A 19,508-nucleotide genomic window follows, 5' to 3' on the forward strand; every position below is an offset into this window, starting at 1 on the left:
ACAATAAATAAAGATATGAAAATAGCAATTGTAGGAACCGGATATGTAGGTCTGGTGACAGGTACATGCTTTGCTGAAATTGGCGTGGATGTGACTTGCGTAGATACTAACAGTGAGAAAATCGAATCTTTGAAAAAGGGTGTCATTCCTATTTATGAAAATGGATTGGAAGAGATGGTGCTTCGCAATATGAAAGCGAAACGATTGAAGTTTACTACCTCACTGGAGAGTTGCCTCGATGATGTGGAAGTAGTATTCAGTGCTGTCGGTACGCCTCCTGATGAGGACGGCAGCGCCGATCTGAAATATGTGCTGGAGGTAGCCCGGACTATCGGTCGCAATATGAAACAATATAAATTGGTTGTTACCAAGAGTACGGTTCCGGTGGGTACTGCCGGCAAGGTTCGTGCGGTTATTCAAGAGGAGTTGGATAAGAGAGGGGTGAATATCCATTTTGATGTGGCTTCAAATCCGGAATTTCTAAAGGAAGGAAATGCGATCAGCGACTTTATGAGCCCGGACCGTGTAGTAGTGGGAGTGGAGTCGGAACGTGCGCAGAAACTGATGTCGAAGCTGTATAAACCGTTCTTGCTAAATAACTTCCGCGTTATCTTTATGGATATCCCGTCAGCGGAGATGACTAAATATGCGGCAAATTCTATGTTGGCAACCCGCATCAGTTTTATGAATGACATAGCAAACTTGTGCGAGATTGTGGGTGCCGACGTGAATATGGTACGTAGCGGAATCGGTTCGGATACGCGCATCGGACGTAAATTCTTGTATCCGGGAATCGGCTATGGCGGTTCTTGTTTCCCGAAAGATGTGAAAGCCCTTATCAAAACGGCAGAACAGAATGGATATAAAATGCGGGTGCTCAGTGCTGTGGAAGAGGTAAACGAGCAACAGAAAAGTGTTCTGTTTGAAAAGCTGGTGAAGCACTTTAATGGTGACCTGAAAGGAAAAACGGTTGCTTTGTGGGGACTGGCTTTCAAACCGGAGACTGATGATATGCGTGAAGCTCCGGCTTTGATCCTGATTGATAAGCTGTTGAAGGCTGGTTGTCAGGTACGTGCGTACGATTCTGCTGCCATGCAGGAGTGCAAGCGCAGGATCGGAGATACAATCTATTATGCTTGCGATATGTATGATGCGGTGCTTGATGCGGATGCGCTGATGTTGGTTACCGAATGGAAGGAATTCCGTCTGCCCTCATGGGCTGTCATAAAGAAAACGATGGCACGGCAGGTTGTATTGGACGGACGTAACATTTACGATAAGAAAGAGATGGAAGAACTCGGATTCGTTTACTATTGCATTGGTAAATGAAAAAATAAGAGTATCTTTATGCAAAACAGGAACAAATGATGAAATATGTAGTGCTATCGTTGATGGTGATTTTTTCTGTGTCATGTGGCGGCAATAAAAATCCAAATTTTCTTGAACTGGAGGAAGAGGATATAGCTGCTAAGGAACTGTTGCAGGGAATTTGGCTGGACGATGAAACGGAGAGTCCGTTGATGCGGGTAGAGGGGGATACGATCTATTATGCAGATAGCCAAAGTGCTCCGATTACATTTAAGGTTATGCGGGATACGCTTTACACGTATGGAAATGATACGGCTTACTACAAGATAGATAAGCAGGCGGAACATATATTCTGGTTTCATTCCATTACGGACAACATAATCAAACTGCATAAATCTGAGGATCCGAATGATTCGTTGTCATTTGTTCGTCGTGAAGTGGTTATACCGACTTATACGGAAGTGACAAAACGGGATAGTGTGGTGACATACAATGGCACTCGCTATCGCGCTTATGTATATATTAATCCTACCAAAATTAGAGTTGTCAAGACGACTTATTCCGAAGACGGGATTAGTATGGACAATGTGTATTACGACAATGTGATGCACATTTGTGTGTACGAAGGCAAGAAAAGTTTGTTTGCCAGTGATGTGACCAAGCAGATGTTTGCTCAGGTTGTTCCCGCTGATTTCCTGCCGCAGGCTATTCTATCCGATACGAAGTTTGTAAAAGTAGACCGGAATGGTTTTCATTATCAAGCAGTTTTAGCCATTCCGGAAAGTTCTGTATATAGCATTGCGGAGATAGAAGTGGGTTTCGATGGTAAACTGACTATCACTTCCACTAAATAAAGAATGCTGTTCTAATTTTGTTGTCTGGGAGAGGGGCGGTTCTTACTTTTGTTGTTATTGCCGTTTTTCCCCCGAAAATTTCTTCTTTTAGGGTTGCTGCCGTACCTGCTTTTACTGAAAGAGCGTGGCTTGTATTCCGGAGCTTCCCCTAATTCTGCCGGGATGGGAATCTTATAAATGTCTTTTTCCAGGAAATTCTCAATGCTCTTGAAATTACTCTGCTCTTTTTCGCTGACAAATGTAAGCGCTACTCCATCGTTATTGGCACGTGCCGTACGCCCGATGCGGTGCACATAATCTTCACTGTCGTGAGGGACGTCGAAGTTGATAACCAGACGAATATCATCAATGTCAATGCCGCGTGCCACAATATCTGTCGCTACCAGTATATTAACTCGCCCGGCTTTAAATTCGTGCATTACTGTTTCCCGTTGGGCCTGCTCAAGATCCGAGTGCATCTCTCCTACATTCAATTTCATCGCCATCAAAGCCTTAGCGACTTCTTTAACTTTGATTTTTGAAGATGCGAAGATGATGACACGTTCGGGAACCTCGTCGGCGAAAAGGCTACGTATAATTCCCAATTTTTGGTTTTCGTAGCAAACGTAAGCAGCCTGGATAATCTTTTCGGCAGGTTTTGAGACAGCCAGTTTTATTTCTGACGGATTATTCAGGATTGTATTTGCCAATTGCTGTATTTTGGCAGGCATAGTTGCAGAGAACATGATAGTCTGCCGTTCTTTAGGCAGGTATTTCACTATTTGCATGATGTCGTCATAGAATCCCATGTCGAGCATTCGGTCTGCTTCGTCCAAAATGAAATAAGAAACTTTGGAGAGGTCTACATATCCGAGACTCAGATGGGCGATCAGACGTCCCGGAGTCGCAATAACGACATCGGCTCCTAATGTAAGTCCTTTTTTCTGCTGTTCGAACAGAATGCCGTCATTACCGCCATATACAGCGACGCTTGATACCGGCATAAAATAGGAGAATCCTTCCATCTGTTGGTCGATCTGCTGAGCCAGTTCCCGGGTAGGGGACATGATAATGCAGTTGATCGCATCTTCCGGATGGTTTCCTTCGGATAGTTTATTTAATACAGGGAGCAGAAAAGCGGCGGTTTTACCCGTACCTGTCTGCGCTACTGCTATCAGATCTTTACCTTCAAGTATAATTGGAATTGCTTGTTCCTGAATAGGTGTGCATTCGTCAAATCGCATGGCGTCAAGCGCCTCAAGTACATTCGCGTTTAATTGTAGTTCGGAAAACTTCATTCTGTTATTTTATTTGTCCGCAAAGATAATTTATTTTTCGGTCTAATTACATATTCAAATAAGAATCTTTGAATCCAAGAAAATAGAGCACCCCATCAAGTCCGATGGTATTGATAGACTGTTTGGCATTTGCTACTACTTTGGGTTTGGCATGGAATGCTATCCCCAATCCGGCAATTCCCAGCATGGGGAGGTCATTGGCTCCGTCACCTACGGCAATGGTCTGCGCGATATCCACTTTTTCTACTTGGGCAATTAAACGGAGTAGTTCGGCTTTGCGCTTTCCGTCTACCACATCTCCCAAATAACGTCCGGTGAGCTTTCCATCAATAATTTCCAGCTCATTCGCATATACATAGTCTATACCATACTTCTTTTGCAGGTGTTGGCCGAAATAGGTGAAACCTCCCGACAGAATTGCTATTTTGTAGCCATACTTCTTCAATACATACATTAGTCTGTCTACTCCTTCTGTGATAGGCAAGTTTTCTGCAATCTCCTGCATGACGGATTCATCGAGTCCTTTCAATAGGGCTACGCGGCGGGTAAAGCTTTCGGTAAAGTCTATTTCGCCACGCATGGCGCTTTCCGTAATGGCCTTTACCTCATCGCCTACGCCGGCGCGGATGGCGAGCTCATCAATAACTTCGGTTTCGATAAGTGTGGAATCCATATCAAAGCAGATCAGACGGCGCATACGTCGATACATATTATCCAACTGAAAAGAAAAGTCCATCTCCAGTTCGCTGGCTAACTTCATCAGGCTTTCTTGCATGGCGATGCGGTCTTTGGGAGTACCTCTCACTGAGAATTCTATGCAAGCGCGTGTGCGTGCATCCGTATCGCATTCATCCAAAGGGATTCTACCCGTCAGGCGCTTGATTGCATCGATATTCATTCCTTGCTCTGCCAATACGCTGGTGGCTGCCGATATTTGACGCGCAGACAGTTTGCGGCCAAGTACCGTCAAGATATAGCGGTTCTTGCCTTGCATACCTACCCAATTGTCGTATTGCTCGGTTGTAATTGGTTCGAACCGGATGGTTACTCCCAAAGAGGATGCTTTGAATAATAATTCCTTCATGATAAATCCGGAATGTCTTTCTTCACTCTTGAAAAGAATACCTAGCGATAGCGTATTATGAATATCCGCCTGCCCGATATCGAGGATAGTAGCATCATATTTAGCTAATATTTCGGTCACGGATGAGGTAAGCCCCGGACGATCTTCGCCGGTAACTCGAATCAGAATCAATTCAGTACTTGATGGTTGCATAAGAAATAGACTTTTATCCTGCAAAAGTAGAGAAAAAAGTTCGTTTTTATGCTAAATAACATAAAAAGTTATACCTGAAAAGTGAGATTTTTGCTTATTCTTTTGGAAGTTAATTTGATAATTACTTACCTTTGCACCCGGTTTCAAAAATAAAGGCTCTGATAATCAGCGGATTCCTCTTCGCCTGATGCCTGAAAAGACAACGTTTCGGGAAGAAACCACTGTTTAAGGACAGTCCCGGATAGTATTAACTAAAACCGAGTTACATGAAGTATGTAAAGTGGATTTTTGTTGTATTACTAATTTGTTCCTTGACCGCTTTCGTTGAGAAAGACAAACCTACCGGAGGTTTGAGTGAGGGTGATGTAGCCCCGGATTTTAAAATCGAATCTACATCGGAAGAGCAACCTGCCTTTAAGTTGGGAAATTTGAAAGGAAAGTATGTGTTGCTAAGTTTTTGGGCAAGTTATGACGCGCAATCCCGGATGCAAAACGTAAGTTTAAGCAATGCGCTTCGTTCTTCTCATAATGTGGAAATGGTTTCTATTTCGTTTGACGAATATCAGTCAATTTTTAAGGAAACCGTTCGTAAGGACCAAATAGTTACGCCCACTTGTTTCGTGGAAACAGAAGGCGAGGACTCCGGATTATTTAAGAAATACCGTTTGAACCGGGGGTTCACTAACTATTTATTGGATGGAAATGGTGTAATTATAGCCAAAAACATCTCTGCTGCGGATCTTTCTGCTTATGTAAAGGAGATTGGTTGACAATGTAGAATAGACAAAAGAGGAAATGAATACAACAAAAAAGTTCCGCCTATACTTGCCGTTTGGTAAGAATAGGCGGAACTTCTATTTAAGAGAATCTTATCATCTACTTCGGCGCCTTTTGATACAGGAAGAAGGCGATACCTGCATAAAGGATATTGGGAATCCAGACTGCAATCACAGGAGGTACATTACCGTTGATGGCAAATGTAGAAGTAATTGTCTGGAATAAGATATATGAGAAGCTCAGTCCCAGTCCGATACCCAAGTGGAGACCCATACCTCCTTTGGTCTTTCGTGACGAAAGAGAAACACCGATAATTGTCAGGATGAAAGAGGCGAACGACATGGCGATTCGTTTATGATATTCAATTTCAAACTCTTTGATATTGGCAAATCCTCTTCGTTTTTGTTTCTCAATATAGTCACTCAATTGAGGGCTGGTGAGCATTTCCTGTTGATTCTTCATGATGAGGAAGTCGGACGGTTCCATATTGATAATCGAGTCTATCCGGTCTCCTTTGGTGATTTTTTCTTTCAAGCCGTCCAACTCACGTATCATGTAGTCATGAATCGTCCATTTATGGACGGTGGTTGTATCATACGTTACACGACGTGCTGTCAAGTGAGAAACCAGCTTCTTGTCGACGAATTTATCCAACGAGAAACGGTTGCCTGTTTTCATGGCATTATTATAATTGTCAATGTATGCAATGACACCGCTATCCACTTCCAGTTGTACGTTGCGTGCCGTATTCTGTTTCTTGGGTTTGATATACCGGTCTTCAAAGTTCAGGCGGGTGACGCTTCCTTTAGGGATTACGTACGAACTTAGCATAAAGGTCGTTAATGCGATAATGGCCGCAGAAATCATATAAGGACGCATCATTCTCTTGAAACTCATTCCGGTGGAGAACATGGCGATAATCTCTGAGTTCTCCGCTAGTTTTGAAGTAAAGAAAATGACGGCAATGAACACGAACAACGGACTGAACAGATTGGAGAAGTAGGGGATAAAGTTCATGTAGTATTCGAAAATGATTTTACTCCATGGTGCTTCATGTTCCATCAGTTTATCCATCTTCTCGTTAAAGTCGAATACTACTGCAATAGAAATGATCAATGCAATAGCAAATACGTATGTTCCCAAGAATTTCTTGATGATATACCAGTCCAGCCGCTTTATGAATCGATTGCTTTTCATTCCTTATAATCTAGTTGATACTTTTCTGACCATCATCGGTTTCCAGGTTGAGAAATCTCCGGCGATAATATGTTTTCGTGCTTCGCCTGCCAGCCATAAATAAAATGCCAGATTATGTATGGAAGCAATTTGCATGGCCAACAGTTCTTGTGCATGGAAAAGATGGCGCAAATACGCTTTGCTGTACAGCGTGTCTACATAGGAAGCACCGTCCGCTTCAATGGGGGAGAAATCCGTTTCCCATTTTTTGTTTCGCATATTGATGATACCGTCTTTGGTAAACAGCATTCCATTTCGTCCGTTGCGTGTAGGCATTACGCAGTCGAACATATCTACGCCGCGTTCTATCCCTTCAAGGATGTTGACAGGAGTACCGACACCCATCAAATAACGGGGCTTGTCTTTAGGCAGAATCTCGTTGACAATTTCGATCATCTCATACATCTTATCGACGGGTTCGCCTACTGCCAATCCACCGATAGCATTTCCGTCCGCTCCTTTGGAAGCCACAAACTCCGCAGATTGTTTGCGCAGATCGGGGTAAACACATCCTTGCACAATAGGGAATAGCGACTGATTGTAGCCATACTTAGGTTCGGTTTCATTAAAACGTTGTATGCAGCGGTCGAGCCATCTGTGGGTCAGCCCTAACGACTTTTTAGCATACGCATAGTCTGAATCTCCGGGAGGGCATTCATCGAAAGCCATCATGATGTCCGCTCCGATGGTACGTTCGATATCCATCACTTTTTCCGGAGTGAAGATATGCTTGCTGCCATCAATATGTGAACGGAACTCGGCTCCTTCTTCACGGAGTTTCCGGATTCCGGCTAGCGAAAATACTTGAAAACCACCACTGTCTGTCAGCATGGGGCGATCAAAACCGTTGAAGCGATGCAAGCCGCCGGCTTTCTCGATAACATCCAATCCCGGACGTAAATAGAGATGATAAGTATTCCCTAGAATGATCTGTGCCTGGATGTCTTCTTTCAGTTCTGTCAGATGCACCCCTTTGACAGTGCCCAATGTTCCCACCGGCATGAAGATAGGGGTTTGTATCTGCCCGTGGTCAGTGGTTATCAGACCGGCACGGGCATTACTTTTAGTGTCTGTATATTGTAACTCAAATGTCATTCCTGGCTGGGTTTCTTTACAGATAAATCAATGGCATCCGCTACTTTTTCATTGGTTAATGCAATGGCGAATACTTCTTTTATATCATTCACATAGTGGAAAGTCAATCCCTTCAAATACAGATCCTGAATTTCATCTATGTTCTTTTTATTCTCGGCGCTCATAATGATTTCTTTTATTCCGGCACGTTTGGCGGCAAGAATCTTTTCCTTGATTCCGCCAACCGGAAGAACCTTGCCGCGAAGGGTGATTTCTCCTGTCATAGCCAGATTGGCTTTTACCTTTCGTTGGGTCAGAGCGGAAGCTAAAGAAGTGGCCATAGTGATACCTGCCGACGGACCGTCTTTCGGAATCGCCCCTTCCGGAACATGAATATGGATGTTCCAGTTTTCAAAGATGTCTTCGTCCAGGTCAAGGATAGAAGCGTGTGCCTTGATGTATTCCAGTGCCAGCATGGCAGATTCTTTCATCACATCTCCCAGATTACCGGTCAATGTAAGACGTCCGCCTTTACCACGACTCAAGCTCGTCTCAACAAATAGGATTTCACCTCCTACGGCTGTCCATGCCAGTCCGGTAACTACACCGGCATACTCATTGCCTTGATACTTGTCTCGTGTATATTCCGGTGCTCCCAAGAAATCGTATAGGTCGGTCGGTTTAATTTCCGTTTTAGCAAAATATCCGTCGGTTGCATACTGACGGGCTGATTTACGGAGAATCTTACCTATTTTCTTCTCTAATTCACGAACACCGCTTTCACGAGTGTACGATTCGATAATGGCTTCCAGCGTATCTTTGGGAAGTTTTATATCTGTCTTTTTAAGCCCGGTGGCTTCCAGTTCTTTCGGGACTAGATGTTTGCGGGCAATTTCAATTTTCTCTTCTGTGATATATCCGCTGACTTCAATCAGCTCCATACGGTCGAGCAATGGACCGGGAATTGTATTCAGGTTATTAGCTGTTGCAATGAACAATACCTTTGAGAGATCATAGTCCACATCCAGGAAGTTGTCATGGAACGAAGTGTTTTGTTCCGGGTCGAGAACTTCCAATAATGCAGATGAAGGATCTCCCTGGCGGTCTGCGCTGACTTTATCTATTTCATCCAAGATAAATACCGGATTAGAAGCTCCTGCTTTAATAAGGCTCTTGATAATCCGTCCCGGCATAGCGCCGATGTATGTCTTGCGATGTCCACGTATTTCCGCTTCGTCATGCACACCTCCTAAAGACATACGCACGTATTTTCGTTTAAGGGCGGATGCGATGGACTTTCCGAGTGATGTCTTACCAACTCCCGGAGGGCCATATAAGCAGATAATCGGTGACTTCATGTCGTCTTTTAGCTTCAGCACAGCCAGGTGTTCCAAAATACGTTCTTTTACCTTCTCCAATCCGTAATGGTCTTTATTCAACGTCTTCTCTGCATTCTTAAGATTCAGATTGTCGGTTGTATAAATGCCCCATGGGAGGTTAAGCATTGTCTGCAGATAGTTAAGTTGTACACTGTAGTCCGGTGACTGCGGATGGGTGCGTTCCAATTTAGCCAGCTCTTTCAGGAAAGTCTCTTTAACTTCCATATTCCAATGCATTTTCTCCGCTTTATTGCGCATTTCTTCAATTTCCTGCTCTTGACCGCCGCCACCTAATTCATCTTGAATGGTTTTGATCTGCTGTTGCAAGAAATATTCACGCTGCTGCTGGTCAATATCTTCGCGAGCACGCATTTGGATGGAGGCTTTTATTTCGGCTAACTGCACTTCACGATTCAGAAGCTCCAATAAGTGATAAGTACGTTCGCGCAAAGACTTGATACTTAATAAATCTATCTTTTCGTCTTTTTTAAACGGGAGATTCGAGCAGATAAAGTTGATCAGGAACATCGGACTATTGATATTTTTAATGGCAAACGCAGAATCCTGATGCATTGCATCTGACGACTTGATGTAACGCATTGTCAGGTCTTTGCAGGTTTCAACCAAAGCTTGGAACTCCTTATCGTCCTTACCAGGAATTTCTTCTTCCAAAATCTCAACCTCGCCTTTGAGATATGGATGTGTATCGGTAATACTCTTCAAACTTAGACGCTTCATACCTTGAAGTATGACGGTTGTCGTTTGGTCCGGCATTTCCAATACCCGGACAATTCGTCCTACAGTACCTATGTTGTGCAAATCTTCCAATTTGGGGTCTTCCGTATGCGCAGCTCTTTGACACACTACTGCTATGTCTTTATGCTTTTTCTCAGCATCACGTATGAGCTTTAATGAAGACTTTCGGCCAGCCGTGATAGGCAGGAATACTCCGGGAAATAATACCATATTACGGAGGGGGAGAACCGGAAGAATTTCACCAGATTTTATGTTTACATCAAATGCATGTTCATCGTTACCATCATAGTCGGTAATTAACGAGAAACCGTTGTCACTGACATCTTCCAATAAGTATCTTTCTTTCATCTTTTCGTTTTAATTTAGTTTATGCCATACAAATATGCATAAATCGTTTGCAAAGTTAATCGATTCTCTTTAATAATAAAGCACAGGTTTGAATAAAAACACAAAAACAATGCCAAAATGTAGGGTGATAAAGGGTAACTTCCATAATAATTATTTATTTTTGGCGGTACATAATAAATTAGTGGAATAAAACGGGTTTTAAGATCAGCGAATAAAATGTCGAATCCTTATTTTCAATTTAAGCAGTTTACAGTGTGGCATGACAAATGTGCTATGAAAGTTGGCACGGATGGAGTACTTTTAGGCGCCTGGACTTCGGTTCAAGGAGCGCGTCGGGTATTGGATGTAGGTACGGGAACAGGATTGGTTGCTCTGATGTTGGCTCAACGCAGTCCGGCAGATGTGAAAATTGTAGCATTGGAAGTAGATACGGCAGCTGTGGAGCAGGCTAAAGAAAATGTAGCCCGTTCTTTTTGGAAAGAACAGATAGAAGTGGTTCAGGCAGATTTTAATCAGTATCATTCTTCCGGTAAATTTGATGTGATTGTCTCAAATCCTCCTTATTTTGTAGGCTCACTTAAATGTCCGGATGTACAAAGGAATGCCGCGCGTCATGACACTTCTCTGACTTATGAGGAACTATTGAAAGGAGTTGCCGGATTATTGGCTGAGGATGGGACTTTTACGGTTGTGATTCCGGCGGATGTGACAGATAGGGTGAAGGGTATAGCTTCTATGTGGAATCTGTATGCAGTCCGCCAACTGAATGTGATAACTAAGCCCGGAGGTGTTCCCAAAAGAGTGTTGTTCGCTTTTTCTTTTGGTAATCGGGAGTGTGTGGTCGAAGAACTGTTGACAGAAATAGCACGTCACAAATATAGCGAGGAATATATAATGTTGACTCGGGAGTATTATTTGAAGATGTAAAATAAATGAGGCTAATATTTATTGTATTAGCCTCATTTTATAATCTTCGATTTGTCTCTTCCGTCGGGGTAGCGGGATTCGAACCCACGACCCCCTGCTCCCAAAGCAGGTGCGCTAACCGGACTGCGCTACACCCCGAAAACTTTTAACCGAACTTCCTTTTTTCTTTGTAGTCGGGGTAGCGGGATTCGAACCCACGACCCCCTGCTCCCAAAGCAGGTGCGCTAACCGGACTGCGCTACACCCCGCTACTTTTTGAAGGGTTGTTCTTTTCAAAAGCGGTGCAAAGATAGGGAGTATTTTTTAATTAACAATAGGCAAACGAATGTTTTTTATTGATTAATTCTCAATTCATTGAATATCATACTCTTGTGCCTGTACTTTTTTTCTTGTTAGAAATCAGAGATATTATAGAGTGATATAATTTGGTGTAACAATGAACTATCTTTTATCATTTTCTGTTCTTAAGATAAGAAACTAAAAATAAGGAGATATATGAAGACTAAAAATCAAAAGAAGGTAGATGAGAAAGATATGCCTTTGTTGGAACAGAAGGGATATGAGAGAATGCTGAATGAGATTGTTCCTGTACAGCAGACAGAAACTTATAGGAATCCGACTCAAAGGGTAGTAAAAGAGGCTGTCAGGGAATTAAATCCTGATACGAACAGCTTGGGAAGCAGAGGATGAGTTCATCCTCTGCTTTTTATTTATGATTTCGAGTGCTGATTATAAGAGGTCTAAAGCCTTGAATGCTTTTACTAATTTCTCTACAGCACGGTCAATCTGTTCTTTTGTATGGGTAGCCATCAATGCCACACGTACCAATGTGTCTTGTGGAGCACATGCGGGCGGAATAACCGGATTGATAAATACACCTTCGTCAAAAGCCAGTTTGGTTACCATGAATGTCTTTTCCGTATCGCGTACGTAAAGAGGGATGATAGGTGACTCTGTTGCGCCAATCTCAAAACCGGCTTCACGGAAACGTTTCAAAGCATAATTGGTAGCTTCCCACAAGGCTTCGAGTCTTTCCGGTTCATTCTGGATGATGTGGAGAGCCTCCAAGGCGGACGCGGTAGCAGCCGGAGTGTTGGATGCACTGAATATATATGTACGTGCGTTATGGCGTAACCAATTAATAATAGAGGAGTCAGCAGCGATGAATCCACCGATAGAAGCCAATGATTTACTGAAAGTACCCATGATTAGGTCAACTTCGTGAGTCAGACCGAAATGGTCACAAACACCACGTCCCTGTTTTCCGAATACTCCCAAGCCATGTGCTTCGTCTACCATGATGGTCGCATTGTATTTATGTTTCAAACGTACGATTTCGGGCAGGTTTGCCAAGTCGCCTTCCATAGAGAACACACCGTCCACTATAATCAGCTTCACTGAATCCGGATTACACTTTTGAAGTTGTTTTTCCAGATCCGCCATATCGTTGTGTTTGTATTTCAATTGCTGTGAGAAGGAGAGGCGGCGGCCATCTACGATAGAGGCGTGGTCGCGGTCGTCACAGATGATATAATCGTTACGGTCGGTCAAAGCCGGAATAACACCTGAGTTTACTGTAAAACCGGTAGAAAAACAGAGAGCTTCGTCCTTTCCAACAAAAGCGGCCAACTCTTTCTCCAATTGAACATGCAGGTCAAGTGTACCATTCAGAAAGCGTGACCCTGCGCAACCGGAACCATATTTGTGCATGGCTTTGATACCGGCTTCAATCACTCTTTCATCTCCCGTAAGGCCAGTGTATGCATTGGAACCGAACATCAGCACTTCGTGTCCGCCCATTTCTACCTCTGTACCCTGTTTCCCTTCAATCTCACGGAAATATGGGTAAACGCCCTTTGCCATAAATTGTTGTGGCAAGTCGTACTTAGCTAACTTCTCTTGTAATAATCCCATTGAATTATAATTTATTATGCTCATACTCAGATCGTTCACTGACGATCAAATATACTTTTATCTTAACAAGTGTTTAAAACAGGGGGCAAAGATAACAATTTTTGCTTTCATATGTTCTTTTTAAGAGAAAAAAGTTGCTCCTATGCGATTCGAAACCTCTAATAGATTAAAATTTGAGATATTTATATTACTTTTGTCGTCTACAATCGACAAGAATAGCATGAACGATAATATGAAAAAAATAAAATTCGTCGTCAATCCTATTTCGGGAACACAAAGTAAAGAATTGATTCTTAGTTTGTTGGATGAAAAAATAGACAAGACGAAATACTCTTGGGAAGTAGTGTATACGGAGAGAGCCGGTCATGCGGTAGAGATAGCTGCCCAAGCTGCGGAAGAAAAAACGGATATGGTGGTAGCTATCGGAGGAGACGGGACAATCAATGAAATAGCTCGTTCATTAGTGCATACTGATACTGCTTTGGGAATTATTCCTTGTGGGTCAGGAAACGGACTTGCACGTCACTTGCATATACCTATGGAACCGAAGAAGGCATTGGAAGTGCTCAATGAAGGCTGCACGGATATTATAGATTATGGTAAAATCAACGGAACGGATTTTTTCTGTACCTGTGGTGTCGGATTCGACGCGTTTGTCAGTCTGAAGTTTGCACATGCCGGTAAGCGTGGGTTGCTGACTTATTTGGAAAAGACGCTGCAAGAAAGCCTTAAATACCAGCCGGAGACATACGAACTGGAAACTGAAAATGGAGTATCCAAATATAAAGCCTTTCTTATTGCCTGTGGAAACGCGTCGCAATATGGAAACAATGCCTACATTGCTCCGCAAGCCACGCTGACGGATGGTTTGCTGGATGTGACCATTCTCGAGCCGTTTACCGTATTGGACGTGCCTTCGCTTGCTTTTCAACTGTTTAATAAGACGATTGACCAGAATAGCCGCATCAAGACTTTCCGATGTAGGCGGCTGTGTATTCGTCGGGCTACTCCCGGAGTGGTGCATTTTGACGGAGATCCTATGGAGACGGATGCTGATGTGGATATCAGGTTGATTCAAAGAGGATTGCGCGTAGTAGTGCCACGCGCATCGGAGAAGGATGCCGCCAATGTACTTCAGAGAGCACAAGAATATATGAATGGAATTAAATTGATGAATGAAGCTATTGTTGACAATATAACAGACAAAAACAAGAAAATCTTGAAAAAGCTGACGAAGAAAGTCTGATAAAATAATGGATAACTAATTACGAATTACAAATTATTGCGTACTTTTGCGGAGTTTTGGTTCAGCCAAAATAAAAACGCGAGTGGATAATCGTTTAATTAAAAAAATATATGTTCAGAACACACACATGTGGAGAACTGAGAATCTCTGATGCAAATAAGCAAGTGACGCTGTCCGGATGGGTACAGCGTAGTCGCAAAATGGGAGGAATGACCTTCATCGACCTCCGCGACCGTTATGGAATTACTCAATTAGTATTTAACGAAGAAATCAATGCAGAACTCTGTGAGCGTGCCAATAAGTTGGGACGTGAGTTCGTTATTCAAATCACCGGAACGGTGAATGAACGTTTCAGCAAGAATGCAAATATTCCTACGGGAGACATTGAAATCATTGTTTCCGAACTGAATGTGCTGAACACGGCCATGACTCCTCCGTTCACTATTGAAGACAACACGGATGGCGGTGATGATATCCGTATGAAATACCGCTATTTGGATTTGCGTCGTAATGCCGTTCGTTCCAATCTGGAATTACGTCATAAAATGACTATCGAAGTCCGCAAATATCTTGATAGTCTTGGTTTTATCGAAGTGGAAACACCGGTTCTGATCGGTTCTACTCCGGAAGGAGCGCGCGACTTTGTTGTTCCTTCACGTATGAATCCGGGACAATTTTATGCACTTCCGCAATCTCCGCAGACATTGAAGCAATTGTTGATGGTATCCGGGTTCGACCGTTATTTCCAGATTGCGAAATGTTTCCGTGATGAAGACCTGCGCGCCGACCGTCAACCGGAGTTCACGCAGATTGACTGTGAAATGAGCTTTGTTGAGCAAGAAGATATTATTACTACTTTCGAGGGGATGGCTAAACATCTGTTTAAGACTCTTCGCGGTGTGGAACTGACCGAACCGTTCCCCAGAATGGCTTGGGCTGATGCCATGAAATATTATGGTAGCGATAAACCGGATTTGCGTTTCGGCATGAAGTTCGTCGAATTGATGGACATCATGAAAGGACATGGATTCTCCGTATTTGATAATGCTGCATATATCGGTGGTATCTGTGCGGAAGGTGCTGCGACTTATACCCGTAAACAGCTGGATGCGTTGACTGAGTTTGTAAAGAAACCTCAGATCGGCGCAAAAGGTATGGTCTATGCCCGTATAGAAGCGGACGGTACGGTGAAATCAAGCGTAGACAAGTTCTATACGCAAGAGGTACTTCAGAAAATGAAGGAAGCGTTCGGAGCTAAGCCGGGTGACTTGATTTTAATTCTTTCCGGTGACGATGCCATGAAAACCCGTAAGCAACTTTGTGAACTTCGTTTGGAAATGGGTTCTCAATTGGGCTTGCGTGACAAGAATAAATTCGTTTGTCTTTGGGTGATTGACTTCCCGATGTTTGAATGGAGCGAGGAAGAAGGTCGTCTGATGGCAATGCATCATCCTTTTACACATCCGAAAGATGAAGATATTCCATTGTTGGATACTGATCCGGCCGCAGTGCGTGCTGATGCATACGATATGGTAGTCAATGGTGTCGAAGTAGGTGGAGGTTCTATCCGTATTCACGATGCGAAACTGCAAGCCAAGATGTTCGAGATTCTGGGCTTTACTCCGGAAAAGGCGGAAGCGCAGTTCGGCTTCCTGATGAATGCCTTTAAGTATGGTGCACCGCCTCACGGTGGTCTTGCATACGGGCTTGATCGTTGGGTGTCTTTATTTGCCGGTCTGGACTCTATCCGTGACTGTATCGCGTTCCCGAAGAACAATTCCGGACGTGATGTGATGCTGGATGCGCCATCTGCGATTGACCAGACTCAACTTGACGAACTGAATTTGATTGTTGATATCAAAGAGTGAAGCAAAGGGTGGGAGTGAAAGAATCGGTACGTATATTTCGTTTTATGGTAATCGGTACGATGAATGCCTTGATAATGGCATTGGTTGTATGGTTGATGATGAAGGAAATATCATTCAACGGTGACTATATAGTGGCTAATATAACAGCGTATCTGATTGCTCAAATCCATAACTTCGTTTGGTGTAAATACTGGATATTCCCTATAGAAAACAAAAAGAACAGTATCTGGAAACAGATACTGCTCTTTTGTTCTGCTTTTGGTCTGGCCTACACGGCACAATTCCTGTTTCTTATTTTATTGGTTGAAGGATTAGACGTGAATGAATACCTCGCACAATTCTTGGGATTGTTTATTTACGGAGGTGTCAACTTCATGGCTAATAAGAAACTGACTTTTCAATAGAATCGCTTAGTCAGTCCCTCGTATTCGTCGATGCGACGATCGCGCAGGAATGGCCACCAGCGACGTACATTCTCAGAACGTTCCATATCAATTTCCACTACCATATTCTCCGGACGGTCATTTCCGGCCTGTGCGAGAAATTCCCCTTGCGGACCCGCAACAAAACTGTTTCCCCAAAATAAGATACCATTTGTCTGTCCGGAAGGATCGGGCTCATGACCTACACGATTGACGGAAATAACAGGAAGACCGTTTGCAACGGCATGAGCACGTTGTGAGATAATCCAGGCATTGAGTTGACGCGCTTTCTCGTCATCCGTGTCGCTACTTTCCCAGCCGATAGCCGTAGGATAGATTAGAAGTTCGGCGCCTTTCAGTGTCATCAGGCGGGCAGCTTCCGGATACCATTGATCCCAACATACCAAGACCCCCAGTTTTCCTAAAGAAGTCTGGATCGGTTCGAAACCTATATCTCCGGGAGTAAAATAAAACTTTTCGTAATATGCAGGATCATCGGGAATGTGCATTTTCCGATATTTACCGGCGATGCTTCCGTCACGGTCGAAGACAACGGCTGTATTGTGATAAAGTCCCGGCGCGCGTTTCTCGAAGAGGGAAGTTACAAGAACTACCTTATTGGCTGCCGCCAATTCCGAGTAAAATCCGGTGGAAGGTCCGGGAATCGTTTCTGCGAGGTCGAATAAGTTTGTATTTTCTGTCTGGCAGAAGTAAAGCGAATTGTGCAATTCCTGAAGAACGATTAACTGTGCGCCGTGCGCAGCACACGCTTCTATGCTTTTGGCGAGATTCATTAGATTGACACGAATGTCCGAAGTGTTAGACTGTTGGATAAGTCCGACTTTTATTTTTCTCATGATGAATAATTATTTATTTTATAACTCCTGTTGGATATTGCATGGTGACGCAATGCAAAGAACCATGCTGTTTGATTAGGGCTCGACAATCTATTCCGACTATTTGCCGTCCCGGAAATGCTTGTTGCAACACTTCACCTGCTTTCTTGTCATTTTGCGGCTGATTGTAAGTCGGATAGAGGATGGCGTCATTTAAAATCAGAAAATTGGCGTATGTGGCGGGAAGACGCTCTCCATCTTCTTCTATCTTATCCGCCATAGGTAAAGCTAACAGACGATAGGGAGCTCCGGCCAATGTGCGAAATGTTTTTAATTGTTCTTCCATAGCGTGTAGCGCTCCATAATGCTCGTCCTCTTTGTCTTCACATTTCACGTAGGCGATGGTGTCGGTAGAGCAGAAACGGGCTAAAGTATCAATATGACTGTCGGTATCGTCGCCTGCAAGGTAGCCGTGATCCAACCAAAGGACTTGCTGGAGATGGAAAACCGATTTTAAATAATCTTCTATCTCCACTTGGTTAAGACGCTCATTACGGTTGGAAGAGAGCAGACATTCGGAAGTGGTAAGCAGTGTGCCCATTCCATCGCTCTCGATAGAACCGCCCTCGAGTATGAAATCAAGCCGGTTGACGTATTGACCGTTTAAAGCTCCGGCTTCTACAGCTTGCCTGGTGATTTGATTGTCCAGTTCGGAAGCATATTTTAGTCCCCAGCCGTTAAATGCGAAGTCTAGCAATGAGGGAGTACCTGTGTCAATCATGGTTATAGCTCCGTGGTCACGTGCCCAAGTGTCATTGGTGGCACATTGCAGAAACCGTACATTGTTCATATTGACGGTAGCAGCTATTTGTTGCTTCACCTTTTCAGGTTCGGGGGTGACGATTAGTAACAGTTCTCGTTTTGCTATTTCTTGGGCGATATTTATGAAACATTGCTGTACTTCTTCCAGCATATATGCCCAATCCGTACCGGCGTGCGGCCACGTCAGTTGTATGCCGCTTTGCGTATGCCATTCGGCAGGCAGATAAGGTGCTCTCATTTCTACCTGTACGGTCATATTTTTACCGAAGTTTAATTGCAAATCTTTCTCCGAGCCGCTAGGGCTGGGCAATCCAACCATGATTCCCATCAGACTTTTCTATTTAGTTATTTATATCCATTTCTTTTTTGCGAGTATGATATCAATCTTTGTTCTCCTGTTTTGGCTTCCGGTCGAAGAACGGATTTTTTGATGATGCGCTTACCGGAATCGCCATTACCATTTTGCAGTCTTTCAGCCAGTTCAAACGTTGTGCTGCAAGTCCGGCAGAGAACATTACCCGTGTATCTACACGCAGATCGGCTGCTGTTGCACAGGCAGAGCCTATCGCAATACCTACGTCAATACTATTCAGGGCACATGGAACGCCTTCTGTACGTCCGGCGCAAGTCGAGAATCCGCAATGACCGCAATTCAGTCCCTGTGCTTGTTCGCGCGTTCCTATTAATATAACGCATTCGGCATTTAGTATGTTGTCTGCATCCCGTAGAAAGAATTTCATTCCATGTTCTTCCACCATCTTTATCATAGTGTCCGATAATTGCTTGATTTCTTCATCGGTAATTAGCGCCACTTCAATAATATCTATCCCTTTTCCTTTGGGGGCAGTGCGTGCAGCGGTCATTATCTGGCGTGCTGCTTGCAGTATGTGCTCATGGCGAGCGTCTCTTTCGTTTAGTATCATAACTTTTCTAGAATTAATTAGTCAGGCAAAGATAATATTTTATTCGAAGAGATGAATAAGTGCTTTGTTTAAATAATAGAGGTTATTGAAAAAGCCACTGATATAAAAGGAAATAGTGTCGCATTTTGAATTTGAATCTTAAGGAATTTACACCTAAGTTCAAGTTATAAATGCGACAGTTGAGTGAGAATATAGTTTAGAAAAATATTTTTAGAGAGAAGCGGATGAAAAAAATCTTCATCTTGCTTCTCCCTTGGAATAAAGT

17 protein-coding genes and 2 tRNA genes are annotated in these 19,508 nt (G+C 43.4%); 8 read left to right on the forward strand and 11 right to left on the reverse strand.

Going from position 1 to position 19,508, the window contains the following annotated elements; all coding sequences use genetic code 11:
• Positions 1–15: 15 nt before the first annotated feature.
• A complete protein-coding gene (locus ACNOGP_RS15405) occupies positions 16–1,329 on the forward strand; it encodes a UDP-glucose dehydrogenase family protein (RefSeq protein WP_418213135.1) in 1,314 nt (437 codons plus the stop codon).
• A 35-nt stretch (positions 1,330–1,364) separates the two neighbouring features.
• Positions 1,365–2,162 carry a DUF4738 domain-containing protein gene (locus ACNOGP_RS15410; RefSeq protein WP_143866095.1) on the forward strand — a complete coding sequence of 266 codons (798 nt, stop codon included), beginning with the start codon at positions 1,365–1,367 and terminating at the stop codon, positions 2,160–2,162.
• An 11-nt stretch (positions 2,163–2,173) separates the two neighbouring features.
• Here the strand turns inward: ACNOGP_RS15410 and ACNOGP_RS15415 are convergent, their stop codons facing one another.
• Positions 2,174–3,439 carry a DEAD/DEAH box helicase gene (locus tag ACNOGP_RS15415; protein ID WP_143866093.1) on the reverse strand — a complete coding sequence of 422 codons (1,266 nt, stop codon included), beginning with the start codon at positions 3,437–3,439 and terminating at the stop codon, positions 2,174–2,176.
• Positions 3,440–3,485: 46 nt separating this feature from the next.
• On the reverse strand, positions 3,486–4,715 hold the full coding sequence (gene serB / locus ACNOGP_RS15420) for a phosphoserine phosphatase SerB (RefSeq protein ID WP_007760509.1): 1,230 nt from the start codon (positions 4,713–4,715) through the stop codon (positions 3,486–3,488).
• Positions 4,716–4,981: 266 nt separating this feature from the next.
• Between serB and ACNOGP_RS15425 the strand changes: the two genes are divergently transcribed.
• The gene (locus ACNOGP_RS15425) at positions 4,982–5,485 is read left to right on the forward strand and encodes a thioredoxin-like domain-containing protein (RefSeq protein ID WP_195477392.1); all 504 of its coding nucleotides are present in this window, start codon (positions 4,982–4,984) and stop codon (positions 5,483–5,485) included.
• A 106-nt stretch (positions 5,486–5,591) separates the two neighbouring features.
• Here ACNOGP_RS15425 and ACNOGP_RS15430 read toward each other — a convergent pair whose 3' ends face one another.
• From ACNOGP_RS15430 to lon, 3 genes are read right to left on the reverse strand one after another with little or no spacing between them, the layout of a single operon-like run.
• A complete protein-coding gene (locus ACNOGP_RS15430) occupies positions 5,592–6,689 on the reverse strand; it encodes an LptF/LptG family permease (RefSeq protein WP_007753357.1) in 1,098 nt (365 codons plus the stop codon).
• 3 nt (positions 6,690–6,692) lie between these two features.
• Entirely contained in the window at positions 6,693–7,823 is a 1,131-nt protein-coding gene (tgt, locus tag ACNOGP_RS15435) for a tRNA guanosine(34) transglycosylase Tgt (RefSeq protein WP_007753359.1), read from the reverse strand.
• Positions 7,820–10,285 (reverse strand): endopeptidase La, encoded by a 2,466-nt coding sequence (lon, locus tag ACNOGP_RS15440; RefSeq protein WP_418213136.1) that lies wholly within the window; start codon positions 10,283–10,285, stop codon positions 7,820–7,822. The genes tgt and lon overlap by 4 nt, the downstream gene beginning before the upstream one ends.
• A gap of 216 nt (positions 10,286–10,501) precedes the next feature.
• Between lon and ACNOGP_RS15445 the strand changes: the two genes are divergently transcribed.
• Positions 10,502–11,212, forward strand: a complete 711-nt coding sequence (locus ACNOGP_RS15445; protein WP_418213137.1) for a tRNA1(Val) (adenine(37)-N6)-methyltransferase — start codon at positions 10,502–10,504, stop codon at positions 11,210–11,212.
• A gap of 63 nt (positions 11,213–11,275) precedes the next feature.
• Here ACNOGP_RS15445 and ACNOGP_RS15450 read toward each other — a convergent pair.
• Both ACNOGP_RS15450 and ACNOGP_RS15455 read right to left on the reverse strand, forming a co-directional pair.
• Positions 11,276–11,350 (reverse strand) — tRNA-Pro (locus tag ACNOGP_RS15450).
• Positions 11,351–11,385: 35 nt separating this feature from the next.
• Positions 11,386–11,460 (reverse strand) — tRNA-Pro (locus ACNOGP_RS15455).
• 247 nt (positions 11,461–11,707) lie between these two features.
• On the opposite strand from ACNOGP_RS15455, the gene ACNOGP_RS15460 reads away from it, so the two are divergent.
• Positions 11,708–11,902 (forward strand): hypothetical protein, encoded by a 195-nt coding sequence (locus tag ACNOGP_RS15460; protein WP_143866085.1) that lies wholly within the window; start codon positions 11,708–11,710, stop codon positions 11,900–11,902.
• 39 nt (positions 11,903–11,941) lie between these two features.
• Here the strand turns inward: ACNOGP_RS15460 and spt are convergent, their stop codons facing one another.
• Positions 11,942–13,126: a serine palmitoyltransferase gene (spt, locus tag ACNOGP_RS15465; RefSeq protein WP_007753371.1), complete on the reverse strand. Its 1,185-nt coding sequence runs from the start codon at positions 13,124–13,126 to the stop codon at positions 11,942–11,944.
• Between the two features lie 220 nt (positions 13,127–13,346).
• Here spt and ACNOGP_RS15470 point away from each other — a divergent pair, with 220 nt between their 5' ends.
• The 3 genes from ACNOGP_RS15470 (at position 13,347) to ACNOGP_RS15480 (ending at position 16,644) form a co-directional block, all read left to right on the forward strand.
• Positions 13,347–14,372, forward strand: coding sequence for a diacylglycerol/lipid kinase family protein (locus ACNOGP_RS15470; protein WP_017142787.1), 1,026 nt, complete (start codon positions 13,347–13,349; stop codon positions 14,370–14,372).
• A gap of 110 nt (positions 14,373–14,482) precedes the next feature.
• Complete coding sequence (gene aspS, locus ACNOGP_RS15475) at positions 14,483–16,240, forward strand: aspartate--tRNA ligase (protein ID WP_007753377.1); 1,758 nt, start codon at positions 14,483–14,485, stop codon at positions 16,238–16,240.
• Between the two features lie 14 nt (positions 16,241–16,254).
• Positions 16,255–16,644, forward strand: a complete 390-nt coding sequence (locus ACNOGP_RS15480; RefSeq protein ID WP_029425870.1) for a GtrA family protein — start codon at positions 16,255–16,257, stop codon at positions 16,642–16,644.
• On the opposite strand, the gene ACNOGP_RS15485 is transcribed toward ACNOGP_RS15480, so the two are convergent.
• The 3 genes from ACNOGP_RS15485 to ACNOGP_RS15495 are packed head-to-tail and all read right to left on the reverse strand — an operon-like array spanning position 16,638 to position 19,243.
• On the reverse strand, positions 16,638–17,519 hold the full coding sequence (locus ACNOGP_RS15485; RefSeq protein WP_007753383.1) for a carbon-nitrogen hydrolase: 882 nt from the start codon (positions 17,517–17,519) through the stop codon (positions 16,638–16,640). The two genes, ACNOGP_RS15480 and ACNOGP_RS15485, sit on opposite strands and share 7 nt — an antisense overlap.
• A gap of 13 nt (positions 17,520–17,532) precedes the next feature.
• Complete coding sequence (locus ACNOGP_RS15490; protein WP_195630372.1) at positions 17,533–18,648, reverse strand: agmatine deiminase family protein; 1,116 nt, start codon at positions 18,646–18,648, stop codon at positions 17,533–17,535.
• Between the two features lie 52 nt (positions 18,649–18,700).
• On the reverse strand, positions 18,701–19,243 hold the full coding sequence (locus tag ACNOGP_RS15495) for a ferredoxin domain-containing protein (RefSeq protein ID WP_007753389.1): 543 nt from the start codon (positions 19,241–19,243) through the stop codon (positions 18,701–18,703).
• Between the last annotated feature and the right edge of the window lie 265 nt (positions 19,244–19,508).

The sequence above is a fragment of the Bacteroides difficilis genome (assembly GCF_048319815.1).
Taxonomy (GTDB): Bacteria; Bacteroidota; Bacteroidia; order Bacteroidales; family Bacteroidaceae; genus Bacteroides; species Bacteroides zhangwenhongii.